The sequence below is a fragment of the Thioalkalivibrio sp. ALM2T genome (assembly GCF_000381505.1).
GTDB classification, from domain to species: domain Bacteria; phylum Pseudomonadota; class Gammaproteobacteria; order Ectothiorhodospirales; family Ectothiorhodospiraceae; genus Thioalkalivibrio; species Thioalkalivibrio versutus.
Genome location: NZ_KB906556.1, coordinates 130,613 through 155,106, shown reverse-complemented (window position 1 = coordinate 155,106; position 24,494 = coordinate 130,613). Strand labels below are relative to the sequence as shown.

Sequence of the window (24,494 nt, the reverse complement as noted above, 5' to 3'; positions counted from 1 at the left end):
CTCACTCGTGGATGAAGCCACTCAGCTTGCTTTCGATGTTCCGCGGGTTTTCCCCTTCCGCGATGGCGATCAGGCCTTCCATCAGCATTTGCTGGTGTTGCGAACGGTTCTGAATGATTGACTTCAATTTGTTGGCCACCGGCAGGAACAGCAGGTTGGCCGAGGCAATGCCGTAGATCGTGGCAACAAAGGCCGCCGCGATGCCCGCCCCCAGCTTGCTCGGATCCGCGAGGTTCTGCATCACCGCCATCAGGCCCATCACCGCGCCGACAATCCCCAGGGTCGGGGCATAGATCCCCATGCTCTCGAAGATCTTCGCGCCCTGCAGGTCGAAGTGCTCGCGGTTGTCGAGGTCGGCCTCCATGATCTGGCGAATGGTCTGCGGTTCACTACCGTCCACCAGCAGTTGCAGCCCCTTGCGGGCAAAGCCGTCGGTCTCCTCGTCGGCCAGCGTCTCCAGGCCTAGCAGGCCTTCCTTGCGCGCGACATGCGACCACTCGACGATCTGCTCGACCGTCGCGCGATTGTCGACCTTCGGCGGCTTGAAGGCCCACGGCAGGATGCGCATACCGTGCATGAACACCGACAGCCGTGCCTGCACCAGGGTCGCCCCCAGGGTCCCCAGCACCACGATCAGGAAGGCCGCGGCATTCCACAGCGCGCCCAGGCCACTGCCCTTGGCAATGCTGCCCCCGAGAACCGCCACCAGCCCCAGGGTAATCCCGATGAGGCTCAGGATATCCATGTCAGCAGAACCCCTTCACCAGTGCGGGCCCGATTTCGGGCAGCGGGTAGACATGATCGGACAGGCCGGCCTCGGCCACTGCCGCCGGCATCCCGTACACCACGCAGGTCGCCGCATCCTGCGACCACACCTGTGCGCCGGCGCCCTTCAATGCCCGCGTGCCTTCGCGGCCATCGGCGCCCATGCCGGTGAGGATCACGGCAAGCACCTGCCCGCGCAGCGCCTCCACGGCGGAGCTGAAGGCCGCATCCACGCTCGGCTTGTAGATGGTGCCTAGAGGGCTCTCCGCAATTCGCACATGCGTCTGGCTGCCGCGTTCCAGCGTCATCTGCATCCCGCCCGGCGCCAGCAGGGCCACGCCCGGCTTCAGCACATCGCCGTCCTTCGCCTGACGTACCTCGATATTGCACATGGCATTCAGGCGCTCGGCGAAGGCCGGGGTAAAACTGGCGGGCATGTGTTGCACCAGCAGGATCGGCAGCGGGAAATTCGCCGGGAGCGGCTTCAGCACCTCCTGCAGCGCCACCGGACCGCCGGTGGAGGTACCAATCAGCACCGCGCGCAACTGCCGTAACGGCGTCGGCGGCCGAGAACTGGCAACCGCCGGAGCTGGCTTGCGCGCATCGGCCGCCGCCTGACGGTCCGTCTCTTCGCGGCGCGCGGACGGACGGGCTTCCCGCGCAGGCGTGGTCGTGCCCGGGGCACTGACGGAGCGCGCCCGGCTGCGTGACAGCGAGCGCACACGGCGCCGAAGCAGCATGCGTGCGCTATCCTCGTCCCCGGCCATGTCGCTGAAGCGCTTGGGAAGGAAGTCCACCGCACCGGCCTCGAGCGCATCCAGGGTCGCCTGGGCTCCTTCGGTCGTGAGACTGGAGAACATCAGGATCGGAAGCGGACGCTCGGCCATGATCTTGCGCACCGCGGTGATGCCGTCCATCACCGGCATCTCGATATCCATGGTCACGACATCGGGATCAAGCTCCCGGACCTTGGCGATCGCCTGCTCGCCATTCTCGGCCGAACCCACGACCTCGATGCCGGAATCGGAATCCAGGATCTCGGCGATACGCCGACGAAAGAACCCCGAGTCATCAACCACCAGAACCCTGATCGGCATCCTCAGCCCTCGTTCGAGCGCGACGCGCGGCGCGGTCGACCGGACATTTGCAGTTGCCGCATCAGGATGGTCACCAGATCAGAGACGTCGAGGATCAGGGCGATGCCGCCATCTCCGGTGATCGTCGCTCCCGCCAGGCCCTTCACACCTTGCAGATTCTGGCCGAGCGGCTTGATGACCACCTCTTCCTGCCCCACGAGATCATCCACTACCAGCCCTACCTTGCGGTCGGCCGTGTGGACCACCACTACGTGCGCATCCTTGCGCGGCTCGGGTTCGTGCCCCGGCTTCAACCAGCGCTTGAGGTAATGGATAGGCAGGGCGTGCTTGCGCACCATGATGACTTCCTGATCATCCACGTAATTCGTCTTGGTCAGATCCAGGTCCAGGATCTCGGAGACCGAGGCCAGCGGGATCGCAAAACGGCGGCCGTCCAGAATCACCATCAGGGCGGGCAGGATCGCCAGGGTCAGGGGCAGCTTCACCCGCAGCGTAGTCCCCACGCCGATCTCGGAATCGATCTCGATGGTGCCGTTGAGCTGCGAGATCTTGGTCTTGACCACGTCCATGCCGACCCCGCGGCCGGAGACGTCCGAGATCTCGGTCTTGGTGGAGAATCCGGCCATGAAGATCACGTTGAAGGCCTCGCGATCGGTCATGCGTTCGGCCATCGCGGACTCCATCAGCCCCTTCTCCACCACCTTGCGCCGCAGGGCCTGTGGATCCATGCCACCGCCGTCGTCCTTGATCAGCAGTGCGATGTGATCGCCCTCCTGGGCCGCGCCGAGCACGACCGTACCCTTGCGCGGCTTGCCCGCCGCCTCGCGCACAGCGGGCGTCTCGATGCCATGGTCCACAGCATTCCGCACCAGATGCACCAGCGGATCGGACAGGGCCTCGACCAGATTCTTGTCGAGGTCGGTTTCCTCGCCGAAGATCTCCAGTTCGATCTCCTTGCCCAGATTCCGCGACAGATCGCGGATCACTCGAGGGAAGCGATTGAAGACCTTCTTCACCGGCTGCATGCGGGTCTTCATCACCGAGGTCTGCAGGTCGGAGGTCACCAGTGCCAGCGAACTGATCGCCTTGCCCAGTTCGTCGTCGACATGCTGCGAACGCAGCATGCTCAAGCGGTTTCGCACCAGAACCAGTTCGCCCACCAGGTTCATGATTTCGTCCAGCCGCTCGGTATCCACACGCACGGAGGTCTCGCCCTGTGGAGCCGGGCGCCCCCCGGCCTCGGCCCCGCCGGCGCGGGCACCACCACCGCCCTGCCCACCGGCGGCAGCCGGTTCCGGCGTTACCGCTTTTTCCGGCTCGGGCGCCGCGGCCGCGGGCTCGGTCGGCAGTGGATCCGCAGGGGCGTCCGCAGCCGGTCCGGGCGATGCCGGACCTCCGCCCTTGGCCTGCAACTCGTCCAATAGGTTCTCGAATTCGTCATCGCTGATCAGATCACCGCCCGAGTCTTCGCTGGCCCCGGCGCCGCCCGGCACGGCCGCGTCCACGGGTGCCGGGGCACCGTCACCGTGCAACGTATCCAGCAGGGCCTCGAATTCGTCGTCCGTGATCTCCTCCCCGCCGCCCACCATGGCATCGCCCGGGGCCGAGGCCTGGGGCTCGGGGACTGGCTCCGGTTCAGGCGCGGGCGGCGCCGCGGCGGTATCTCCGGCGACGTCTTCGTTTTTTGCCATGCGCCGCAGGTCCTCGACCACCGCGGCATCGGCGGGGGTCGGGTCCATGCCGGAGCGCAGATCCCCGAACATGACGTTCAGGGAGTCCAGCACGCGGAGCATGGTGTCCATCAGATGGCTATCGGCCCGGCGCTCGCCGTTGCGCAGCAGATTGAAGACGTCCTCGGCGTGATGACAAACCGTCACCAGCGGATCCAGGCTCAAAAACCCGGCGCCCCCCTTGATGGTGTGGAAGCTTCGAAAGACCGCATTCAACAGATCCCGGTCGTCCGGATTCTGTTCCAGGTCGATGAGTTGCTCGTTGAGCCCCTCCAGCAGTTCCCCGGCCTCGATCAGGAAGTCCTGAAGGATTTCGTCATTGGGGTCGATGGCCATTCAGTCTCTCCGGTCCCGTGGCGCCAGTCGTATGGGGGGCACTGCTAGAAGCCCAGGCTTGATAGCAGATCGTCCACCTCGTCCTGTCCTTGAACGACATCTGCGCTGGAATCTTGAGTCTTTGGCACACTGGGGCCGTGGCCCTTGCGGTCCGCCTCGCGGTCTTCTTCGCCACGCTCCAGGGACGCTTCGGCCGCTTCGACCTGCTCCATGCGCCCGCTGGAGAGCCGAATCAGGGTAACGAGGTTCTCTTCAAGGTCGGTCACCAGCTGAATCACGCGGCGAATCACCTGGCCGGTAATGTCCTGATAACTTTGTGCCATCAGCACCTCGGAGAGCAGCCGCCGCAACTCCTCGGCGTCCTCGCCCGCTTGCCCGAAAAAGCTGTCCAGCTCACGCGCGAAATCGCGGAATTCGTCCACCGAGAGCTGCCGGTTGCGAAACCGCGTCCATTTGGCGGTCAAGTCGGCCGCCTGCTGGCTGAACGACTCCGCGATCGGCAGGCTCGACTCGATGGCGCCCATCGTGGCGTGCGCGGCCTGCTCGGTCATGGTGACCACGTAATTCAGGCGTTCCTTCGCATCCGGGATCTCCGCCTGGGTCAGCTCTACCAGACGCGAGTCCCCACGGAAGCTTTGCAAGGCCTCGTGAAGGTCGCGCGTCAGCTTGCCCAGTTCATCGAAGAGCTCGCGGTCGTAAGGACGCGCTAGATCCTGCACCAGCGCGCGCGCCGCCGCGTCGTCGCCCGCCTCGAGCGTCTGCACCAGTTGCCGGGCCAGCTCGAGCTGGCCGTCGCGTGGGGGGTGTTCCTGTTCAGTCATGAGGAGCCTCTTGCTGGTACGGCGCCGAAGGAGCCGGGGCACGTCCACCCGCGCAAGCGAGACGGACGTCGTCCGTATTCATCACCGGGCGATGCTTAGCCCTGTGCTTCAATACGTTCGAAGATCTTGTCGATCTTTTCCTTCAGCGTTTCGGCGGTAAACGGCTTGACCACGTAACCGTTCACACCTGCCTCCGCCGCCTCCACGATCTGGTCGCGCTTGGCCTCGGCCGTCACCATCAACACCGGCATCGACTTCAGGTTGGCATCCGCCCGGACGGCCTTCAGCAGGTCGATGCCCGGCATATTGGGCATGTTCCAGTCGGTAATCAGGAAGTCGAAGTCACCATTTTGCAGCATCGGCAGCGCGGTGCTGCCGTCGTCGGCTTCCTGCGTATTATTGAAGCCAAGATCGCGCAAGAGGTTCTTGATAATGCGCCGCATCGTGGAAAAATCGTCCACGATGAGAATTTTCATTCCCTTGTCCACACGTCACTCCGGGATTCGTAAGGTGAGTTTTAGAATAACTGCAAAGCCGTGCCGTCTTCGAGCCACGACCCCATGCGCGCGCGCAGCCGGATGACCGCCTGGCTGCGAATCTGGCTCACGCGCGACTCGGTCACGCCCAGAACAGCCCCGATCTCACGCAGATTCAGTTCTTCGGTGTAATACAGCGACAGCACCAGGCGTTCGCGTTCAGGCAGATCCCCAAGGGCCTCGGCCAACTCCTCGCGAAACTCGCCAGCCTCAAGGCTACGCGACGGCGAGACTTCCTGCCCCTCGATCACGCGATCGGCCCCGTCATCACCACCACCCAGATCGTCCAGCGCAAACAGATGGGCCCCGGCGTGGTCCTTGAGCATGTCGTAATAGTCATCGATCGCCACGTCCAGTTCCGCCGCCACTTCGCTCCCCCGCGCCGCACGCCCCTCGCGGGCCTCGACACTCTGGATCGCGGCGGCAATACGCCGGCTGTTGCGATGCACCGAACGCGGCGTCCAGTCACTGCGCCGCAATTCGTCGATCATCGCACCGCGGATGCGGATTCCGGCGTAGGTGGCAAAGGTCGCCCCCTGCCCGCCCTCGAACTGCCGCGCCGCCTCCAGAAGGCCGATCATGCCGGCCTGGATCAGATCATCGACCTGGACCGAGGCCGGCAGACGGGCCATCAGGTGGTGCGCGATGCGGTGCACCAGTTCAACGTGATCGGCAATCAACTTCTCGTGCCCACCGGTCGCGGTGGACGTCGCCTGGTAGCCGGAAAGTCGATTACGCGTCGTCATCATGCACTCTGCAGCATTCGTTCCACGAAGAACCCGACGCCCCCGTGGTCACCCCCACCAACCGGCCAACGGTCCACCGTGCGTGCCAGTTCGGCAAACGCCTTGCCGGCCGGACTGCCGGGATACTGCTGAACCACCGGTGCCCTTTTCTGCACGGACTTGCGCAGATGTTCGTCCATGGGGATATAGCCGGCCAGATCGAGGACCACTTCCGGCAGGTAATTGCCACAGACAGTATTGAGTTTCTGCATCAGCCGCTCCGCACCCTCGCGTCCGCTGACCATGTTGGTGACCATCCGGAAACGCCGCAGCCCGTGGTCACGATGCAGCACCTTGATCAGGGCATAGGCATCGGTAATCGAAGCCGGCTCGTCGCAGACCACCACCAGGGTCTCCTGCACCGCCCGGCAGAACGAAGTCACCGACTCCTGCAGGCCCGCAGCGGTATCCACGATCAGGACATCCAGCGGCTTGCGGTAGGCACTGAAGGCATGGATCAGACCCGCGTGCTCGGCCGGCGTGAGGTTCGCCATCGCCGCGATACCGGAGGCCGACGGGACCACCTTCACCCCATCCGGCCCCTGGACCAGGACATCGTCCAGGCTGTCCACCGCGCCGGTCACCAGGTCGTGCAGGGTGCGCTCCGGGCGCATCCCGAGCAACAGGTCCACGTTGGCCAGGCCCAGGTCCGCATCGAACAGCATCACCTCGCGGCCCAGCCGGGCCAGGCCGACCGCCAGATTGACCGACACGTTGGTCTTCCCGACCCCGCCCTTGCCCGAGGCGACCGCAATGACCTTCAACGGCTTGTTAGTGCGTGGCATAACGCCCCTTTCCAACCGGCTGAATCAGTTCCAGTGTTGCCGGCTCGGACCCCTGAGCCGGGCGCAGCGGCGAACGCGAGCGTCGCGGCGGTTCCATCTCGGCCAGCCGTTCGGCAGCCCAAGTCTCACGGGCATTGCCACCCACCTGCGCACCCTCCGCATCGTCGTCCAGCGCCAGGCGGGTCAGATACCCCGTATCGACCCGGTGAAAATCCTCCGCGATGCGCTGGCCATCGCTTACGAACCCAAGTCCCAGGTGCTGGTCCAGCAGGACCGACAGGACCTCGCCCAGCTGTTCTGCCTCGTCCAGCTTGGTCAGCACCAGCGCCGAGGGATCCGCCTTGCGAAACGCCTCCAGCACCCGCCGCAAGGTACTGCCCTGGGTCGTGGCCGACACGACCAACCAGCTCTCGGCACGGATATCCGGCGGCAGATGTGCGAACAGCGACTCCTCCTCCACCGCGCGCGGCGCCTGCCCGGCGGTGTCCACCAGGATCAGGTGGCCATCGTCCACGCGCCGCGCCAGATCGCGCAGTTCGCGCGCATTCTGCAACACGCGCACCGAGATCCCCGCCATCTGCGCAAAGGCTTGCAACTGCCGTGTGGCACCGATGCGCTGGCTGTCCAGGGTCACCAGCGTAACCGAATCCGGTCCCATCCGACGGATCTGGCGCAACGCGATCCGTGCCAGCGTGGTGGTCTTGCCGACACCCGTCGGCCCCACCATCGCCAGCAGCCCGCCCTCGTCCAGAATCGCCGGGCGATGCGTGGCAATCGCACCCGAAAGCCGGGCGCGGAGACGCTCCCAAGCCTGCTCGGGGGAGCTGTCATCGAGGATGCTGCCCGCCAGGCTGCGGGCCAGCGATTCACTGAAGCCGCGGTCGATCAGGCGGACCTTGCATTCTGCCGCCAGGGGGTGACGGGCCGCCCAGCGAGCCTCGTCACTCTCCGCATACTGACGCGTCATCAGGCTGCGCAGGTCACGCAACTCCTGCCGCATCGCGGTGAGCTCGGGATCGGCCGGCCAGGAAGGCGCCACCGAATTCGGGGCGCGGTCGGCGGTACGCGCCTCGCGGGCCGGCTTTTCGGCCTCCGGCTCGCGCACCGGCTCCGAGGACTCGCCATCCTCCAGGGCGGCGACCACCTCCAACCAGCCATCCACCCGGCGACTGGAGAGGATCACGGCATCTTCTCCCTGTTGTTCGCGCACCTGACGCATGGCGTCGCGCATGTCCCGGGCCCGATATCGTCTGACATTCATGCTTTGATCTCCTGCGCCGCTCGCGCGGCGGAACCCCTATGTCTCATGCGGACTGCTTCGCCGTTTCTTCCTGACCGACCGTGGCGACTACCCGAATCCGCCGGTTGTCGGGGATCTCGGTAAACGCCAGGACGGTGAGGCTGCGAACCGCGCCGCGCAACCAGCCGGCAATCCAGGAACGGATCTCCGGTGCCACCACCAGGATCGCCGCTTGACCGGCTGTCTCCTGGCGGCGCGCCGCGTCCGCAACCGAACGCTGCAACCGTTCCGCCAGCCCGGGCTCCAGTCCAACCGTGCCACCCGAGCTGCCCTGCAGGGACTTATGCAAGAGCTGTTCCAGCGAAGGGTCCAGGGCGATCAGTGGCAGCTCATCCTCCGGTCCCACAAGGTCCTGGACGATGGAACGCGACAGCGCGACGCGCACCGCAGCGGTCAAAGTGCCGGGATCCTGACTCTTCACCCCGTCGTCTGCCAGGGTTTCGGCGATCGTGCGCAGGTCGCGGATCGAGACCTGCTCGGCCAGCAGGTTCTGCAACACCTTCAGCACGATCGAAAGCGACAGCGTCTTGGGCACGAGGTTCTCCACGAGCTTCGGCGAATGCCGCGCCAGCTGATCCAGCAGATGCTGTGCCTCCTCGTGCCCGATCAGGCGGTGAGCGTTCTCGCGGAACACCTGCGACAAATGCGTCGCAATCACCGTGGAACAGTCGACTACGGTATAGCCGGCGCCCTGGGCCTGGTCGCGATCCGACGGGTCGATCCACAGGGCATCCAGGTTGAAGGTCGGGTCCTTGGTCGGGGTGCCCGGCACGGTGCCGAAGACCTCGCCCGGATTGATCGCCAGTTCGCGGTCGGGGAATACCTCGGCCTCGGCCACGGTGACCCCCAGCAGGCTGATCCGATAGGCGTTCGGACTGAGCTCCAGGTTGTCGCGGATGTGCACCGGCTGCAGCAGGAACCCGAGCTCCTGCGACAGCTTGCGGCGCACGCCCTTGATCCGTCCCATCAACTGGCCGTCCTGGGTACGGTCCACCAGCGGGATCAGGCGGTAGCCGACTTCAAGGGAGACCAGATCCACCGGCGGGACATCTTCCCAGGTCAGGTCGCGATCCTCCGAACGCGCCCCGCCCTCGTCTTCCTGCGGGATGCGCTCCACTTCCACCTCGGCCTCGCGGCTCCGGCGCTTGAGCAGATAGGCCCAGCCAAAGATCAGCGCCGCCAGGCCCAGGAACACGGCGTTCGGCATGCCCGGCACGACGCCCAGCGCGCCGATCACGCCACCGGCGACGTACAGGACCCGCGGGTTGGAGAACATCTGCCCATACACCTGCTGGCCCATGTCCTGGCTGCTGGTCACGCGGGTCACGATGATCGCGGTGGCGGAGGACAGCACCAGCGACGGGATCTGGGCAACGATGCCGTCGCCGATGGTCAGCAACACGTAGTTGGTCGCGGCATCGCCGATCGACATGCCGTGCTGCACCGCACCGATGGTGAGCCCGCCGATGATGTTCACGAACAGGATCAGGATCCCCGCGATGGCATCGCCGCGGACGAACTTGGAGGCACCGTCCATGGAGCCGTAGAAGTCCGCTTCGCTGGCGATCTCCTCGCGGCGCTTGCGCGCCTCTTCCTGAGTCAGGATGCCGGCGTTCAGATCCGCATCGATCGCCATCTGCTTGCCGGGCATGGAATCCAGCGTAAAGCGGGCGCTGACCTCGGACACACGCCCGGCCCCCTTGGTCACCACCACGAAGTTGATGATGATCAGGATCGCGAACACCACCAGCCCCACGGTGTAGTTGCCACCAACCACGAAGTCGCCGAAGGCCTGGATGACCTTGCCGGCGGCATCCGTGCCGGTGTGGCCTTCCAGCAGGATTACGCGGGTAGAGGCGATGTTCAGCGCCAGGCGCAGCAGGGTGGCGACCAGCAACACGGTCGGGAAGACCGCGAATTCCAGCGGCCGCGGGGTGTACACCGCAACCATGATCACGACCAGTGACAGCGCGATGTTGAAAGTGAACAGCACGTCCAGCGCCAGCGGCGGCAGCGGCAGCACCATCATCGAGAGCATCGCGATCAGCAGGATCGGCGCCCCCAGACCCCACTTGCCGACGTTACCCAGACGGTCAAAAAACGCCATTAGCGATCCCTCCGCTGGCCGCGTTGCTTGTCGGGATCGAGATAGTCCTCGGGCACCGGCAGGTCATCCGGCATCTGCGCCTCGGCATCGGCCCGCTTGAGCTGGTAGACGTACGCCAGGATGCGGGCCACGGCCACGAACAGGCCGTTGGGAACTTCCTGATTCAGATCGGTAGTGAAATAGATGGCGCGCGCCACACGCGGGGCCTCGACGCGGATGATCGCGTGTTCGTCCCCGACTGCACGGATCGAGGCGGCCACCTCGTCGACGCCTTTGGCCACCACCTTCGGCGCCGCCATGCGCGAGGCCTCGTAGACGATAGCGACGGCATAGTGGGTCGGGTTGGTGATGATCACGTCGGCCTTGGGGACCTCTTCCATCATTCGCCGCTGCGCCATCTCCTGCTGCAACTGGCGGATCTTTTGCTTGACCTCCGGCTTCCCGTCGGTCTCCTTGTACTCGTCCTTGACCTCCTGGCGGGTCATGCGCAGCTGTTTCTGGTGATTCCACATCTGGAACGGCGCGTCGATGGCCGCCACGACGATCAGCGCCGCGGACACCGCGATGAAGGTTCCCAGCACCAGCTGGGCGGCATGGCTAATGCCCTGATGGATGGGCTCGTAGCCGAGCATCAGCAGCCGGTCGGAGAAGGTGGCCAGCACGGCGACCGCGACACTGCTGATCAGTACGAACTTGGCGAAGGTCTTGCCGAACTCCATCAGCCCCTGCCAGGAGAAGATTCGCTTGAGGCCCTTTCCGGGATTCAGCTTGGAGGCCTTGGGCGCGGCGGCCTTCCAGGAGAAATTGGCGCCGCCGATCACGATCGGCGCGAGTACCGCGGCTACGATCAGTACCCCGAACAACGGAAACAGGGTCCGCAGGGTACGGAAGATCTCATCGGCCAGATAAGGCAATAACAGCGACGAGTCGTAGGCCATTTCGCGTTCGAAATCCAGGCGACTGCTCATCTGTTCAGTAAGTTGCGCCCCCATGTTCGGGCCATACATCAGCAGGAAGCTCCCGCCCGCCATCAGCACCAGAAAGGTGCTCAGCTCGCGCGAGCGCGGGACCTGCCCCTTCTCCTTCGCCTCGCGCAGGCGTTTCGGAGTGGGCTCTTCGCTTTTTTCCTGTCCGCTCTCGTTCTCGGCCATCTCAGAAGCCCATCCGGGTCTGCATCAGGTTGAAGGCCTCGAACATCAGTTCGCCAAAACGTTCGGGCAGGCCCGGCAGGATCAACATCATCAGCACGAACCCGATCAGGATCATCATCGGGAAACCCACCGCGAAGATGTTGAGCTGCGGGGACGCGCGAGTGATGACCCCCATGGAAATATTCACCAACAGGAGCGAGGCAACCGCCGGCAATGCCACCAGCACCGCGCCCACGAACATCGTGGAGCCGAAGGCCACCAGGGCGTAGAAGGCCTCGGCGTTCAGACCGGTCGGGGCGATCGGCATGGTCTCGAAGCTGGTCAACATCAGCTCCAGAGCAATCAGATGGCCGTTCATCGCCAGAAACAGGAGGGTCGAGAAGATCACAAAGATGGTGGAGACCACCGGGACCTGCACGCCCTGGGCCGGATCCATGATGGAGGCAAAACCCAGGCCCATGCCCAGTGCGATCACCTCGCCCGCCTGAGTCACGGCCGAGAACACCATCTGCAGAATGAATCCCATGAACACGCCGATCGCGATCTGGTGCAGGGTGACCAGCACGCCCTCCAGGCTGAGCGGATCGATATCCGGCAGGACCGGGCCCTGCATGGCCACGAAGATCGCCAGCAACAGCGCCAGCCCCATGCGCACCCGCGCGTTGACCGTATCCGCGCCGAAGATCGGCATGGCGACAAGCATGGCGCCAATGCGGGCGAACGGCCACAGGACCGCCCCCACCCACAGCACCAGCTGTTCCGCCGCCAACGTCATGTGCCTACCCCACCATCCCCGGCGCACCCTCGTAGAGTCGCTCGGTGTAATCGATCAGTAGCTGCAACATCCAGTGGCCGCTGAACAGCAGGGCCGCGAACATCGCCAGCAGCTTGGGAATGAACGACAGGGTCATTTCCTGAATCTGCGTAGCCGCTTGCAGCATCCCGATCGTGAGGCCGACCGCGAGGGCCGTTAACAACGGGGGTGCAGACAGGAGGATCACTACCATGAGGGTTTCCTGTCCCACATCCACGACGAGTTCGGGTGTCATTCTCGACTCCTACACGAAAAAGCTGGTGGCGAGTGTGTTCATCATCAGCGCCCAGCCGTCCACCAGCACGAACAGCATCACCTTGAACGGCAGCGAGATAATCAGCGGGGAGAGCATCACCATCCCCATCGACATCAGGACGGAGGCCACCACCAGGTCGATGATCAGGAACGGGATTAGGATCAGGAAGCCAATTTGGAATGCGGTCTTCAGCTCGCTGGTGATGAACGCAGGCACCAGCAGGTTCAACGGGATGTCATCCGCCTCCTCGAATCCGTCGATCCCGCTGATCTCGGCAAACATCGCGATATCGCTCTCACGGGTATGCATCAGCATGAACTCGCGCAACGGCTGCACCCCCGCCTCGATCACCTCTTCCGTCCCGATCTCCTCGTTCACGTAGGGCACAAACGCGGTCTCGTAGATCTCGTCCAGCACCGGGGCCATCACGAACAGAGTCAGGAAGAAGGCCAGGCCAATCAGAATCTGGTTGGAAGGTGTCTGAGTCGTGCCCAGGCCCTGGCGCAGGATCGCCAGCACCACAATGATCCGGGTGAAGGACGTCATCATGATCAGGATCGACGGCAGCAGGGTCAGCAGCGTCATCAGCAGGATGATCTGCAGCGTGACCGAGTAGGTCTCGCCCCCGTCGCCGTTGGTCGTCACCGTAAGGGCCTCGATGCCCTGCGCCACCTGGGCCCCGGCGAGTCCGGGCAGGAGCAGCAGGCCCAGTGCCAGCCCGAACCGCAGGAACAGCGCCATCACGACTGCCCCCGCTCGCTGCTACCGGGCGGAGCCCGGCGGGTCACGGCGCGCTTGAGTGCGCTGGAGAAATCCGGGGTCTCGCCTACCGGCGCCACCACCGGCTCGCGCATCGTGTGCAGGGTGCGCATCCCGGACGGCGCCACGCCGACCAGCACCTGTTCGTCGCCCACCTGGACCAGTACCAGACGTTCACGCGTGCCCACCGAGCGCGCCGCGACGATCTCGATCACCTGCGAGCCGCGGTTCAGTCCGCCCTGGGTCCGGCGCAGGATCCAGCCCAGCACCACAATGGCACCGATCACCAGGACCAGACCGCCGATTAGCTGGGTCAGATAGGCTGCGGCCCCGCCAGCGCCATCCTCCGCAAGGGCCGTCAAAGGCCAGAGGGTCCCCGTGACGGCCGCCAGGACGAGGGCCGAACTGCGCGTATTACGTAGATTCATGGCTATTTAAGCTTGCGGATGCGCTCACTGGGGCTGATCACATCGGTCAGCCGGATCCCGAACTTCTCGTTGACCACCACGACCTCGCCGTGCGCGATCAACGTGCCGTTCACCAGTACGTCCAGTGGCTCGCCGGCCAGGCGGTCCAGTTCCACCACCGAGCCCTGGTTCAGCTGCAGCAGGTTGCGGATCGGGATGCGCGTGCGACCGATCTCCATGGCGATCGTCACTGGAACGTCCAGCACCATCTCCAGATTCATTTCCTCACCGTCGCCCTGCACCACCCCCGAGAGTTGTTCGGGCTGCAGGGCCTCCGCGGACGAATCGGGCTGGTGCTTGCGCTCCTTTTTCTCGGACTTCGGCGTCTGCTTCGCGGCGGTCGCGTCATCACCTCCCCCCGCAGCAGCCCCGCCTTGCGCGGCGTTCAGCAACTCATCGGGATCAGCCGCGTCTTCGCCGTCGTCATCCTTCTGCTCGGCCAGGGCTGCCGCCCACTCATCCGCCAGCGCCTGGTCATCGCTACCGCCTTCGGTGTCGGTCATGGTTTCGGCGCCCGCGGTATCTTCATCCACGGCCGGGGTGTCCTGCTTGGGATCGTCGGTGTCAGCCATGCTGCGCCCTCTATCGTTTGAGAATGCGTTCCGAAACCTGGATCGCATTCATGCCATTGGATACGCCGAACTTCCCGCGGAACATCGGGATGTCTTCGACCTGCAAGGTGATCTTCTCGGGGAGGTCCACCGGGATGATGTCGCCCGGCTGGATATCCAGCAGCTCGCGCACGGTGACCTCGGTCTCCGCCAGCATGGAGCTGATCTCGACCTCGGCGGTCTGGATCTCCTCCTGCAGCGCGTGCATCCAGCGTTGGTCCACATCGGAGCGATCCGACTGGATCCCGGTATCCAGCTGTTCGCGGATCGGCTCGATCATCGAGTACGGCAGGGTCACGTGCAGATTGCCGCCGCCCCCGTCGAGCTCGATGTGGAACTCGCTGATAACGACGATCTCGGTCGGCGAGACGATGTTCGCGAACTGCGGATTGACCTCGGAGTTCAGGAACTCGAACTTGAGCTCCATCACCGGCTGCCAGGCCTTCTGCATATCCTCGAAGGCCCCCTCCAGCACGCCGTGGACGACCTTCATCTCCATTGGGGTGAAGTCTCGTCCCTCGATGCGGGTGTAGTAGCGTCCGTCGCCACCGAAAAAGTTGTCGACCAGGATGAACACCAGCTTGGGATCGAACACGAACAAGCCGGTGCCATGCAGCGGATGCGCCCGCACCAGATTCAGGCTGGTGGGGACAAACAGCGAGTGCATGTATTCGGAGAACTTGGTGATACGGGTGCCGACCACCGAGATCTCGGCCGAGCGGCGCAGTACATTGAACAGACGGACCCGGAGCTGACGCGCAAAGCGCTCGTTGATCATCTCCAGCGTGGGCATGCGCCCACGGACGATGCGATCCTGCGTGGCAAAGTTGAATTCCCGCGCCTCACCGTCACTCGGATACGGGTCTTCGGTCTCGACGTCGCCCTCGTCCACACCATGCAGGAGGGCATCGATCTCGTCCTGGCTGAGGATATCCGTCTGCGCCATAACGGGGCTCCTACTGCATCACCAGTTCGTTGAACAACACGGCCTCGACCGCGTCCGGCGCATCCCGCGAGCGCAGAATCTCGCGGATTGCTTCCTTCAGCTCCTCCGCCAGCGATTCCTTGCCATCACGCGTATTCAGATCCTCGTAACGCTGTTCCGCCAGGAGGCCCAGGATGTCGTTGCGGATCGCCGGCATATGCCGCTCGAACGCCTCGATCACTGGCGCCTCGTGGGTCACCAGGCTCACCTCGGCACGTAGATACCGGATGCGGCCCGGCGCTTCGATGTTGACGGTCATCGGCTCCAGGCTGGTGTAGAAGCGCTCGGGGGGGCCTTCCACCACCTGTTCGGCAGCCTCGTCGCCCGCAACCAGGAAGAACCAGGCCGCAGCGGCCCCGGCGCCCACCAGCAGAATCACGATCAGCAGCAGCACAAGCAGCTTGCCCATGCCGCCCTTCTTCGGGGTGCCGCCTTCTTCGTCGTCCAGATTGACTTCCTTCTTCGCCATGTCGCACCCGCTGTCCGGTAAACCGAGGATTTGATCTCGGAAAAGACCTTAGCAAGGCAGATGCCAGCATTGGCTTTCTATCGCTTTATCCGATAGTTAGCGACCAGCACTGGAGGGGGAGGAGGGACACTTCGGGGGAAGGAACGGGCGATAACGTCAAGAATCGGCCGCCCGCCGCGCGGGAAAGACGGATTCTTGGCGGCACTCATGGAAGATCGCTACCACAGCGAAAGGGGCCCGATGGGGCAGGTCCCGGATACCGCCGGCCGCCCATCGGATATCGCAAGAACGAGCCCGCGCCGGGCTCGCCTCAGGCAAACAGATCCAGTCGCCGATTCAGCATCGAGAGCGTGCTGCCCCCATTCTCGTTGTCTTCGGCCTCGTCCAGCTCCGAAGCGGTCCCGGCGGCTGCCTGGCGCTCATCCTGCTCGGCCTGCTCCTCGGCCGCCTGGTCGGAAACGGTGGCGTCCTCGAGCATCAGTCCGCTCTCGGCGAGGCTGTCGCGCAAGCGCGGCATGGCCGCCTCCAGCACCTCGCGGGTCACCGGATTGGCACTGATGAACTGGATGCTTGTGCGGTCACCATCGACCAGCACCCGAATATCCAGACTGCCCAACTGTGGGGGATGCAGCTTGAGCTCGGTTCGCCCACCCTGTGCCTGGGCGAGCATGCGCACCTGATCGGCCAGCTCGCGGGCCCCATTGGGCTGCTGCAGGAGCCGGGTCAGGTCCAGTCGCGGCAACGCGCGTGCAGCGTCCGCCCCTTCGGCCTGGCCACCGGCGAGAGCCGGCAAGGCGCCCCCCAGGGGATCGGTACGCCCCCGACGCGACTCGTCCCCGCCCTGAGTCATCCACTGGGCGAGGACATCGAGCACGCCGTCCCGCGACAGCCCGCCCTGCGCGCCCAACAGTTCGGGCTTCAATGCGGCCAGGCCATCGCGCCCGCCTGCCGCCTGGCTGGCCTCGACAAACAGGCGCATGACAGCTGCAGGCAGGGGCTTGACCGGCAACGCCTGGCCCTCGGCACCCCCGCGGCCAGAGGCGCCCGCTTCGCCACGGGCCGCGTCCATACGCCCCGGTTCCTGCACTCCCGCCATCAGGCTGGCGATCGGCAAGCCCTTGCCACCCGGCTCGTCGCCTGCGGCGAAACCCTGCCCGTCGAGTAGATCCTGCAACCGCGCCAGCATGGCTTCCAGATCGAGCCCTTCCATCTCGTCCCCGGGCACGCCCAGGTTCGCCAGCAAGGCCTCCATCTGCGGCTCCAGAACCGCGAGGAACCCCTCGCCGTCCTTCCCTTTCAGCCCCTTCAGGCCGTCCAGGTCCTGCAGCGATGCCTCGCCGCCCAGCAATTGCAGCAGCGGCAGCATGCCCTGACCGGTGTTCTGTGTCGCGATCATCTCCGAATCCTCGGTGTGCCGGGCGGATCCCCGGGCCCTTGCCCTAATCGATAGTCACGGTCCATTCAAGAACCTTGCCAACGCGACGCTTCCTCGCGCGCATGAGCCTGCCGCGTGGCCCACATATCCTGTTCGGTCTGCTGGCGCCGGGCGCCGTGTTGCGCCGTCTCGGCCTTCCGGCGTTGCAGCAGCTTTTCCAGCGACAGGCTGTTGCGGTGCCGTTCCAGCCACTCCTGGCGCGCGGTCTCCACCTGCGACTCCGCCGCCTGAATGCGCAGGTCCTGTTGCTCCAGCGCCGAGCGCAACTGGTCGCGCATGCCGGCCAACCATTTGAGGGCGTTGGCATCATCCGGCAGGGTCGCCTGCAGATACTCGCGCTGATAGGTTTCCAGGCGCTCGCGCTGACCGGCAATGCCATCCAGTTGCTGCAGACGTTCACCCAGCTGGCGGGTGGCCTCGCTCTCCTCGACCCGGCGCAGGCGCAACAGTCGTTCCAGGCGCTTCGGGTTCATGCCGCCCCGCCAACCAGCGCCAGCAGGTCATCCCGCGCCCGGTCAAAGCCGATGGCCTCTTCGCGGCCCTGCGCCAGATACGCCTCCAGGCGCTCATGCATCGCCACTGCCTCGTCCAGGTGCGGGTCGGCCCCCTTGCGATAGGCCCCGACCGCGATCAGATCGCGGTTCTGCATATAGGTGGCGGAGAGGCCGCGGAAGCGTCGCGCCGCCCGCTCGTGTTCCGGCGAGATCAGCGAGGACATTACGCGCGAGACCGACGCACCGACGTCGATCGCCGGGTAGCGCCCGGTCTCTGCTACCTCGCGCGACAGCACGACATGGCCGTCCAGGATCGCGCGCGCGGCGTCCACGATCGGATCGTTCTGGTCATCGCCCTCGGCGAGCACGGTATAGAAGGCGGTAATCGAGCCGCCCCCTACGTCGCCGTTGCCAGCGCGCTCCACCAGTTGCGGCAGGCGCGCAAATACCGATGCCGCATACCCCTTGGAGGCCGGCGGCTCGCCGATCGCCATCGCGATCTCGCGGGCGCCCTGGGCAAAGCGGGTCAGAGAGTCCATTAACAACAGGACGTGCAGGCCCTGGTCCCGGAAATGCTCCGCCACCGCAGTGGCCACCCAGGCCCCGTGCTGGCGCAGCAGCGGCGACTGGTCGGCTGGCACCGCGACCACCACCGTGCGCGTGCGCGATTCCTCGTCGAGAATCTCGTGGATGAACTCGTTCACTTCCCGACCGCGCTCGCCGATCAGTCCGACCACGATCACGTCCGCCGTCGTGTTGCGGGTCATCATCCCCAGCAGCACACTCTTGCCGACCCCGGATCCGGCGAACAGACCGAGGCGCTGACCACGACCCACCGACAGCAGACCATTGATTGCCCGGATCCCCACATCCAGCGGCTCGCGGACCGGTGCGCGTTGCAGCGGGTTGATCGGCCGCCCGGCCAGCAGCCCAAAATCATGGGTACGGATCGGGCCTTTTCCGTCCAGCGGCTGCCCGTTGGCATCGATCACGCGGCCCAGCAGCCCCTCCCCGACCGGAATCTGACGCTGGTTGTCCAGCGGTTCGATGCGCGCGCCGGGCGTCAGGCCCGCCGCGATCTCCTCGGGCATCAGGAACGTGCGTTCATTCTGGAAACCGACGACCTCGGCCGGCACCGTGTCTCCGTTCTCGCCGTGGATCAGCGCGCGCCCCCCAATGGGCAAGCGCAGGCCTTCCGCCTCCAGCGTCAGGCCGGTCAGGCGCGACAGGTGACCCTCCGACTGCGGCGGGTTGACCCGCTCGACCCGCCCGCGCGACTGCTGCAGACGATCCAGCAAGCCGCTATTCAGCCGCTCTCGGCCCTTGCGGCGCACCTCGTCAATCGGGGTATTCATGAATCCTCCGGGGCCGCGCTGTCCACGGAAGTGGCGGACTGGTGATCTTCCTCGTCGGGTGCGCCGTCCATCTCCGGATACTCGCCATCCCAGAGGGCTTCCACCGCGTGCTGCAGACGCCGTTCGAGACTTGCGTCGACACTCGCCGCGCCCGATTCGAGGCGACAGCCGCCGCGCGCCAGGCTCGCGTCCGGGACCCAGGTGATGCGCGCATCCGCCCGCTCACCATAGGCCTCCACCAGCGCCTGGTCCTCCGGGTTCAAGTGCACCCGAACCTCCTGGTTGCGCCCGGGAAGCTGGGCCAATGCCCCCTCCAGGACCGTCCGGATCTGCTCCGGTCGCGTCTCCAGCTCGCTCTGGACGACCTTGCGTGCAAGCGCCGTCACCAGCGCCAGCAACTCCGGCTCCAGGGCATCGGCAGCATCCGCCAGGGGATCAGCAAGGCCGCCGGCCACGGATTCCAGCATGGCGACCGTCTCGCGCAGTTTCTTGTCCTCGCGCGCCCGGGTGGCCTTCTCGGCCTCTTTCTTGCCAAGCTCATGCCCCTCGGCATAACCACCCTCGAACCCGTTCTTGCGGGCTTCGTCCTCGATCGTCTCGATCTCGGCGGCCGTCGGCAGGCGACGCGGGGGATGGACCCCATTGGCTCCAATCTCCGGCGGCTCCCAAAGCGATGCCGCCGCGTCGGTGTAAAGCCTGGCCGCCGGGCCATCGGTCACAACATCGCCTCGCTACCACCGCCACCCAGCACGATATCGCCGTTCTCCGCAAGCCGGCGGGCCACGGACAGGATCTCCTTCTGCGCGCCCTCGACCTCGCTGACCCGGACCGGGCCCTTGGCCTCGAGGTCCTCGCGCAGCATCTCCGCCGCGCGCTTGGACATGTTGCGGAAGATCTTGTCCTTCATGTCGTCGTCGGCACCCTTCATGGCGAGTACCAGCGATTCCGTCTGGATCTCGCGCATCAGCGTCTGGATACCGCGGTCGTCGATCTCCACCAGGTTCTCGAACACGAACATCTCTTCCTCGATGCGGGAACCCAGATCGGAATCGGACTCCTTGATCGTATCCATGATCTCCGCCTCCCGAGAGCCCTCCATCAAGTTCATGATGTTGGCCGCCGAACGCACGCCACCCAGCATCGACGTCTTGCTCGCGGCATTGCCGGAAAGCTGACGGTCGAGGATCTCGTCCAGCTCCTGCAGGGCCTGAGGCTGCACGCCGTCCATGGTCGCGATGCGCATCACGATGTCCGACTGCACGCGCGCGGGCAGGTATTGCAGCGTGTCCGATGCCTGGTCGGAGTCGAGATGCGACAGCACGATGGCAACGATCTGCGGATGCTCGTTGCGCAGCATGTCCGCGATCGCCCGCGGGTCCAGCCACTTGAGGGCCTCGATTCCCTTGGAATTGCGCCCCAGCAGGATGCGGTCGATCAGGCCCGAGGCCTTGTCACCCAGCGCGCTCTCCATGACGCTGCGCACGTACTCGTCGGCACCCACGCCCAGCGCCGTCTGTTCCTGCACGTGAGTGGAAAACTCGTGCAGCGCCGCGTTCACGTCACTGCGCGAAATGCGGTCCATGGAGGCCATCGCGGTGCCAATCTTCTGCACCTCCTTGGGCCCCATGTGGCGCATGACCTCGGCCGCCGCGTCCTCGCCGAGGCTCATCATGAACACGGCGGCGCGCTCGGCACCTTCCTGTTTGGCGTTCTTGTCAGCGGCCATCGTCACCCAACCACGTCTTCATCACCTGTGCCACGCGCTTGGGGTCCTCGCGGACCATCTCGCGCACCGCCTCCAGATCCATCTCCTGCTGGTCCGGCCCCTTGGGGCCCGTCAGCGCGGCCACGGCCGAACCCTCGCCCTGGCCCATCCCCATGCCCATCTCGCTGCCGGCGGACTCGTCGGTCAGCGCTTCGCGATCTTCCTCGCGCCGCGGCGGCAGTGCCGGCCGCTTCATCAGATGTTTCATCGCCGGACGCACCACCGTCAACAGGATAATCAGAGCCAGCAGCAATGCCGTCACGATCTTGACCACCTCGAGGAACCAGGGTTGTTCCCAGAAGGCGATTTCGTCCGCCGCCACCGCCTCGATGGGCGCCTCGAACGGGGCGGTCACTACATTGATCGTATCCCCCCGTTCGGCATTAAATCCAACCGCCTCGCGCACCAGCGCCTCGATGCGTTGCAGTTCCTCCGCATCCCTCGCCACCTGCACGGTCTCGCCGTCCTCGTTGACCTCCTGGCGGAAGTCCACCACCACGGCCGTGGACACGCGCTGCACGCCGCCCGGCATCTCGCGGATATGGTTGATGCGGCGATCCACCTCGTAGTTGCGGGTGACATTGGTGCTGCGGCTGCCCGGGAGCGCCGCGGGCGGGCCCTCACCCTCGTCGCCTTCCTCGCCGACAACCCCACCGGCGGGCGGCTGGTTGGTCAGCGCCCCGGGGACACCCCCGATACCGCCCTCGGGTCCGGTGCGTTCGTCTTCGCGGGTCTGCTCGGACCGCAGGGCAATCGTCTCGGGATCGTACAGTTCCTCGGTGCGCTCCACCTGCGAGAAGTCGATGTCCGCGTTTACCTGCACCCGGACCTTGTCGCGCCCAACGATCGGAATCAGCAGGTCACGGATACGATCGGTATAGCGGGTCTCCACGTCGCGGGTGAAACTCAGGCGGTCACCACTACCACCCATGCCCGACTCGCCGCCATCCTGCGTCAGGAGCGTCCCGCTTTGGTCCACCACGGTGACCCGTTCAGGCTCCAGATCCGAGGTGCTGGACGCGACCAGGTGCACGATCGCACCAACCTGCGACTCGCTCAGGGACCGCCCACCGCGCAGGTGCACGACCACCGACGCGCTGGCCGGGCGCCGATCACGCACGAACACCGACTGTTCACCCTCGGCAATGTGCACACGCGCCCGGTCCACCGCATTCAGCGATGCCACGGTACGCGCCAGTTCGCCCTCCATCGCCCGATGGTGGCGCGCGCCCTCAATCATCCGGCTCGTACCCAGGCCGGTATCCTCCTGCAGCAGCTCGAAGCCCATGTCGCCGGAACGTGGCAGGCCTTCGCCGGCCAACTGCAGCCGCGCGCCCGCCACCTCGCTCTGGGGCACCTTCACCTGGCCCGTCGTGGAATCGACCTGATACTGAATACCGGCCTGCGAAAGGACTTGCACAACCTCCGCCGCATCCTCCGAATCCATACGCGGAAACAGTGGTACGTAGGTCGGGCGCAGCGCCCAGTACAGCAGCGCCACGATCACCACAATGGCACCCGCCAGCATGCCGATCAGGGCCAGCTGGCGGCCCGCAGGCATCCCGTTAAACTCCTTGATCCCGCCGGTCACCACCGCGGGAAGGGATTGTGCATTTTCGGCCATCGTCCGTTCTCTCCCTCAGCCCGATCGGCCGATCAGACCTGCATCCGCATGATTTCCTGATACGCCGTCAGGAGACGGTTGCGTACCTGGTTGGTCGCCTCGAAGGCGATGCTCGACTTGCTCATCGCGGTCATCACCTGCGGCAGGCTCACGTTGTCGTCGCCCAGCTCGAAGCGCGTCTGCAGATCGGTCGCCTGCTGCTGCACCTGATTGACACCCCGCAGCGACTCCGTCAGCACGTTCTGGAAGTCCGCGCCGCCGACGCGCTGGGGTTCGCGCGTCTGCTGGGCCGCATTCGTGTTCTCCACGCCGTTGGCTTGCGTCAGTTGACGCATTTGCTGCAGGACGTTCTGGATCTGCATCTCGCTCATGCTCACTCCCCCCGGGGCGTCTTGTTACGCCGGCCGACCGACCACGCAGGGCCCGTCGTATTTTCATGTTCGACAGAAACTCTCTAGCAATCCATATGCCAGGCGACTGCACATTAGCCCGACGCGGGCACCGCAAAGCCGTGCTCGCGCAGACGCGCAATCTTGTAACGCAATGTTCTGGGGCTGATTCCCAGCCGGTCGGCGGCCTCCTTGCGCCGCCCGCCGGACTCGCGCAGGACGTTGATGATCACCCGGCTCTCCTGCGTCTGCAGGGTCTTCTCCAGCATCGGTGTCGGGTTCTCGTCATCCGGTATCGATTGCGCCCCGGTGGTCACCTCGCCGGCCCCGGTACTCCAGGGATTCACCATGTCCGCATCCAGCCAAACCGACTCTGCACTCACCTGCGGATCCGCGTTGTCATGCAATGTGACCGCGCGTTCCATCACGTTCGCCAGTTCGCGCACGTTGCCCGGCCAGTCGTGTTCGCGCAGCCGTCGTTGTGCGCCGTCATCCAGGGCCTGGAGCTGACCGCCACTCAGGCGTCGGAGCAAGGCCTCGGCCAAGGGCACAATATCTTCTGCACGCTCGCGCAGTGGCGGAATGCACAGGGGAAAGACGTTCAGTCGGTAGTACAGGTCTTCGCGCAAATGCCCCTCGGCCACGGCCGCGCGCAAATCCCGATTGGAGGTCGCGATCACGCGCACGTCCACGCGCTGCGGCCGCCGCCCGCCCAAGGGCTCGACCTCGCGCTCCTGCAGCGCACGCAGCAGCTTTGCCTGCAAATGCACCGGGATCTCCGTCACTTCGTCCAACAGCAATGTGCCGCCGTCGGCTCGCACAAACTTGCCCGGGCGTGCCTCAACCGCGCCGGTAAAGGCGCCCTTGGCATGCCCGAAGAGCATCGCCTCGAGCATCGCCTCGGGCAGTGCGGCGCAGTTGATCGCTTCGAATGGTCCCCGTCGCCGCGGCGAGCGCGCGTGCAGCTGCCGCGCCAGGACCTCCTTGCCCACCCCCGACTCACCGGTAACAAAGACGGTTGCCGTACTGCCGGCAATGCGCGTAACGAAGCGATCGATGCCGCGCATCACGGGACTGCAGGTAACCAACGCAGGGACCTCGAGCGACGGCGCCGGTCGCACCCGCGGACGCAGCCACCCGGCCAGCTCGTCCGCCATCCGCGGGAGCGCGAAGTGCGCCTCCAGCCCGTGTCGCATCGCAGCCAGTTCCTGATCCTGGCTCGGATCGCGGCTGACTGCCGCCAGTGCTGCCGTGGCTTGGCTCAGGGCTTCCCGGGACACGTCCGCAGGATGCGCCAGCAGGATGACCGCCGGGGCAGACACTTCCAGGGATTGCACCAGCGCATCGGCAGTACACGTCTGCAGACGCACCCGCGGGATCGTGGCCAGCACCTGGACCACGGCCTCTCGTAGTTCGGGTTCGGCATCCACCAGCAGGATCGTGGCTCGCGACATGAAGTTCTTCCCGTATCGATTCGGGAAAGATCTAGCAAACATCGCGCCACTAACGCAGGCGATTGGTTTATCGAGGGTTTTTCTGGATCGGCCCGGGATCCGTCAAGCTCATGACGCGGAGATTACCCATCCCGGCTCCATCGAGTGACGGGATTCCGTCCACTTGAGCACACCGATTTCCGGGCGCGTTCACGCCCGCATTCG

General features: G+C 65.3%; 24 protein-coding genes and 1 pseudogene. All 25 read right to left on the bottom strand.

What is annotated here, in order from left to right; translation table 11 throughout:
• Position 1 precedes the first annotated feature (1 nt).
• Positions 2-745 (bottom strand): flagellar motor protein, encoded by a 744-nt coding sequence (locus F816_RS0100670; RefSeq protein WP_018145737.1) that lies wholly within the window; start codon positions 743-745, stop codon positions 2-4.
• Between the two features lies 1 nt (position 746).
• Positions 747-1,862 (bottom strand): chemotaxis response regulator protein-glutamate methylesterase, encoded by a 1,116-nt coding sequence (locus F816_RS0100665; RefSeq protein WP_019593104.1) that lies wholly within the window; start codon positions 1,860-1,862, stop codon positions 747-749.
• 2 nt (positions 1,863-1,864) lie between these two features.
• Positions 1,865-3,928 (bottom strand): chemotaxis protein CheA, encoded by a 2,064-nt coding sequence (locus tag F816_RS0100660; RefSeq protein ID WP_019593103.1) that lies wholly within the window; start codon positions 3,926-3,928, stop codon positions 1,865-1,867.
• Positions 3,929-3,972: 44 nt separating this feature from the next.
• On the bottom strand, positions 3,973-4,749 hold the full coding sequence (locus F816_RS0100655) for a protein phosphatase CheZ (protein WP_018145740.1): 777 nt from the start codon (positions 4,747-4,749) through the stop codon (positions 3,973-3,975).
• A 95-nt stretch (positions 4,750-4,844) separates the two neighbouring features.
• On the bottom strand, positions 4,845-5,225 hold the full coding sequence (gene cheY / locus F816_RS0100650) for a chemotaxis response regulator CheY (RefSeq protein WP_018145741.1): 381 nt from the start codon (positions 5,223-5,225) through the stop codon (positions 4,845-4,847).
• A gap of 41 nt (positions 5,226-5,266) precedes the next feature.
• Entirely contained in the window at positions 5,267-6,034 is a 768-nt protein-coding gene (locus F816_RS0100645) for an RNA polymerase sigma factor FliA (protein ID WP_018951417.1), read from the bottom strand.
• On the bottom strand, positions 6,031-6,855 hold the full coding sequence (locus F816_RS0100640) for a MinD/ParA family protein (protein WP_018937629.1): 825 nt from the start codon (positions 6,853-6,855) through the stop codon (positions 6,031-6,033). The genes F816_RS0100645 and F816_RS0100640 overlap by 4 nt, the downstream gene beginning before the upstream one ends.
• Before the next feature lie 168 nt (positions 6,856-7,023).
• Positions 7,024-8,116 (bottom strand): annotated as a pseudogene (flhF, locus tag F816_RS0100635) (flagellar biosynthesis protein FlhF); the annotation flags it as partial.
• Between the two features lie 43 nt (positions 8,117-8,159).
• Positions 8,160-10,262, bottom strand: a complete 2,103-nt coding sequence (gene flhA, locus F816_RS0100630) for a flagellar biosynthesis protein FlhA (protein ID WP_018951414.1) — start codon at positions 10,260-10,262, stop codon at positions 8,160-8,162.
• Positions 10,262-11,413 (bottom strand): flagellar biosynthesis protein FlhB, encoded by a 1,152-nt coding sequence (flhB, locus tag F816_RS0100625; protein ID WP_019593101.1) that lies wholly within the window; start codon positions 11,411-11,413, stop codon positions 10,262-10,264. The genes flhA and flhB overlap by 1 nt, the downstream gene beginning before the upstream one ends.
• Before the next feature lies 1 nt (position 11,414).
• Entirely contained in the window at positions 11,415-12,188 is a 774-nt protein-coding gene (gene fliR, locus F816_RS0100620) for a flagellar biosynthetic protein FliR (RefSeq protein ID WP_019593100.1), read from the bottom strand.
• A 4-nt stretch (positions 12,189-12,192) separates the two neighbouring features.
• The gene (fliQ, locus tag F816_RS0100615; protein WP_019593099.1) at positions 12,193-12,462 is read right to left on the bottom strand and encodes a flagellar biosynthesis protein FliQ; all 270 of its coding nucleotides are present in this window, start codon (positions 12,460-12,462) and stop codon (positions 12,193-12,195) included.
• A gap of 9 nt (positions 12,463-12,471) precedes the next feature.
• Entirely contained in the window at positions 12,472-13,224 is a 753-nt protein-coding gene (gene fliP, locus F816_RS0100610) for a flagellar type III secretion system pore protein FliP (RefSeq protein ID WP_019593098.1), read from the bottom strand.
• Positions 13,224-13,670 carry a flagellar biosynthetic protein FliO gene (fliO, locus tag F816_RS0100605; RefSeq protein ID WP_026333069.1) on the bottom strand — a complete coding sequence of 149 codons (447 nt, stop codon included), beginning with the start codon at positions 13,668-13,670 and terminating at the stop codon, positions 13,224-13,226. Before fliO ends, fliP begins: the two co-directional genes overlap by 1 nt.
• A gap of 2 nt (positions 13,671-13,672) precedes the next feature.
• A complete protein-coding gene (fliN, locus tag F816_RS0100600; RefSeq protein ID WP_019593096.1) occupies positions 13,673-14,281 on the bottom strand; it encodes a flagellar motor switch protein FliN in 609 nt (202 codons plus the stop codon).
• Positions 14,282-14,291: 10 nt separating this feature from the next.
• Positions 14,292-15,266: a flagellar motor switch protein FliM gene (gene fliM, locus F816_RS0100595; RefSeq protein WP_019593095.1), complete on the bottom strand. Its 975-nt coding sequence runs from the start codon at positions 15,264-15,266 to the stop codon at positions 14,292-14,294.
• Between the two features lie 10 nt (positions 15,267-15,276).
• Entirely contained in the window at positions 15,277-15,774 is a 498-nt protein-coding gene (fliL, locus tag F816_RS0100590; protein WP_019593094.1) for a flagellar basal body-associated protein FliL, read from the bottom strand.
• Positions 15,775-16,084: 310 nt separating this feature from the next.
• A complete protein-coding gene (locus tag F816_RS0100585) occupies positions 16,085-17,170 on the bottom strand; it encodes a flagellar hook-length control protein FliK (RefSeq protein ID WP_019593093.1) in 1,086 nt (361 codons plus the stop codon).
• A 65-nt stretch (positions 17,171-17,235) separates the two neighbouring features.
• Entirely contained in the window at positions 17,236-17,682 is a 447-nt protein-coding gene (gene fliJ / locus F816_RS0100580) for a flagellar export protein FliJ (RefSeq protein WP_019593092.1), read from the bottom strand.
• Positions 17,679-19,058, bottom strand: a complete 1,380-nt coding sequence (locus F816_RS0100575; RefSeq protein ID WP_019593091.1) for a FliI/YscN family ATPase — start codon at positions 19,056-19,058, stop codon at positions 17,679-17,681. Before F816_RS0100575 ends, fliJ begins: the two co-directional genes overlap by 4 nt.
• Positions 19,055-19,777: a FliH/SctL family protein gene (locus F816_RS0100570; RefSeq protein ID WP_019593090.1), complete on the bottom strand. Its 723-nt coding sequence runs from the start codon at positions 19,775-19,777 to the stop codon at positions 19,055-19,057. The genes F816_RS0100575 and F816_RS0100570 overlap by 4 nt, the downstream gene beginning before the upstream one ends.
• Positions 19,774-20,784, bottom strand: a complete 1,011-nt coding sequence (gene fliG / locus F816_RS0100565) for a flagellar motor switch protein FliG (RefSeq protein WP_018145758.1) — start codon at positions 20,782-20,784, stop codon at positions 19,774-19,776. The genes F816_RS0100570 and fliG overlap by 4 nt, the downstream gene beginning before the upstream one ends.
• Positions 20,774-22,447 carry a flagellar basal-body MS-ring/collar protein FliF gene (gene fliF / locus F816_RS0100560; protein ID WP_019593089.1) on the bottom strand — a complete coding sequence of 558 codons (1,674 nt, stop codon included), beginning with the start codon at positions 22,445-22,447 and terminating at the stop codon, positions 20,774-20,776. The genes fliG and fliF overlap by 11 nt, the downstream gene beginning before the upstream one ends.
• 32 nt (positions 22,448-22,479) lie before the next feature.
• Positions 22,480-22,818: a flagellar hook-basal body complex protein FliE gene (gene fliE, locus F816_RS0100555; RefSeq protein WP_018937642.1), complete on the bottom strand. Its 339-nt coding sequence runs from the start codon at positions 22,816-22,818 to the stop codon at positions 22,480-22,482.
• 113 nt (positions 22,819-22,931) lie between these two features.
• Positions 22,932-24,290, bottom strand: coding sequence for a sigma-54-dependent Fis family transcriptional regulator (locus tag F816_RS0100550; protein ID WP_019593088.1), 1,359 nt, complete (start codon positions 24,288-24,290; stop codon positions 22,932-22,934).
• Positions 24,291-24,494 lie beyond the last annotated feature (204 nt).

Bases quoted from the DNA above. Each gene is read 5' to 3' on its own strand.
- F816_RS0100670 (WP_018145737.1), bottom strand. From the start codon at position 745: ATGGATATCCTGAGCCTCATCGGGATTACCCTGGGGCTGGTGGCGGTT.
- F816_RS0100665 (WP_019593104.1), bottom strand. From the start codon at position 1,862: ATGCCGATCAGGGTTCTGGTGGTTGATGACTCGGGGTTCTTTCGTCGG.
- F816_RS0100660 (WP_019593103.1), bottom strand. From the start codon at position 3,928: ATGGCCATCGACCCCAATGACGAAATCCTTCAGGACTTCCTGATCGAG.
- F816_RS0100655 (WP_018145740.1), bottom strand. From the start codon at position 4,749: ATGACTGAACAGGAACACCCCCCACGCGACGGCCAGCTCGAGCTGGCC.
- cheY (WP_018145741.1), bottom strand. From the start codon at position 5,225: ATGAAAATTCTCATCGTGGACGATTTTTCCACGATGCGGCGCATTATC.
- F816_RS0100645 (WP_018951417.1), bottom strand. From the start codon at position 6,034: ATGATGACGACGCGTAATCGACTTTCCGGCTACCAGGCGACGTCCACC.
- F816_RS0100640 (WP_018937629.1), bottom strand. From the start codon at position 6,855: ATGCCACGCACTAACAAGCCGTTGAAGGTCATTGCGGTCGCCTCGGGC.
- flhA (WP_018951414.1), bottom strand. From the start codon at position 10,262: ATGGCGTTTTTTGACCGTCTGGGTAACGTCGGCAAGTGGGGTCTGGGG.
- flhB (WP_019593101.1), bottom strand. From the start codon at position 11,413: ATGGCCGAGAACGAGAGCGGACAGGAAAAAAGCGAAGAGCCCACTCCG.
- fliR (WP_019593100.1), bottom strand. From the start codon at position 12,188: ATGACGTTGGCGGCGGAACAGCTGGTGCTGTGGGTGGGGGCGGTCCTG.
- fliQ (WP_019593099.1), bottom strand. From the start codon at position 12,462: ATGACACCCGAACTCGTCGTGGATGTGGGACAGGAAACCCTCATGGTA.
- fliP (WP_019593098.1), bottom strand. From the start codon at position 13,224: ATGGCGCTGTTCCTGCGGTTCGGGCTGGCACTGGGCCTGCTGCTCCTG.
- fliO (WP_026333069.1), bottom strand. From the start codon at position 13,670: ATGAATCTACGTAATACGCGCAGTTCGGCCCTCGTCCTGGCGGCCGTC.
- fliN (WP_019593096.1), bottom strand. From the start codon at position 14,281: ATGGCTGACACCGACGATCCCAAGCAGGACACCCCGGCCGTGGATGAA.
- fliM (WP_019593095.1), bottom strand. From the start codon at position 15,266: ATGGCGCAGACGGATATCCTCAGCCAGGACGAGATCGATGCCCTCCTG.
- fliL (WP_019593094.1), bottom strand. From the start codon at position 15,774: ATGGCGAAGAAGGAAGTCAATCTGGACGACGAAGAAGGCGGCACCCCG.
- F816_RS0100585 (WP_019593093.1), bottom strand. From the start codon at position 17,170: ATGATCGCGACACAGAACACCGGTCAGGGCATGCTGCCGCTGCTGCAA.
- fliJ (WP_019593092.1), bottom strand. From the start codon at position 17,682: ATGAACCCGAAGCGCCTGGAACGACTGTTGCGCCTGCGCCGGGTCGAG.
- F816_RS0100575 (WP_019593091.1), bottom strand. From the start codon at position 19,058: ATGAATACCCCGATTGACGAGGTGCGCCGCAAGGGCCGAGAGCGGCTG.
- fliG (WP_018145758.1), bottom strand. From the start codon at position 20,784: ATGGCCGCTGACAAGAACGCCAAACAGGAAGGTGCCGAGCGCGCCGCC.
- fliF (WP_019593089.1), bottom strand. From the start codon at position 22,447: ATGGCCGAAAATGCACAATCCCTTCCCGCGGTGGTGACCGGCGGGATC.
- fliE (WP_018937642.1), bottom strand. From the start codon at position 22,818: ATGAGCGAGATGCAGATCCAGAACGTCCTGCAGCAAATGCGTCAACTG.
- F816_RS0100550 (WP_019593088.1), bottom strand. From the start codon at position 24,290: ATGTCGCGAGCCACGATCCTGCTGGTGGATGCCGAACCCGAACTACGA.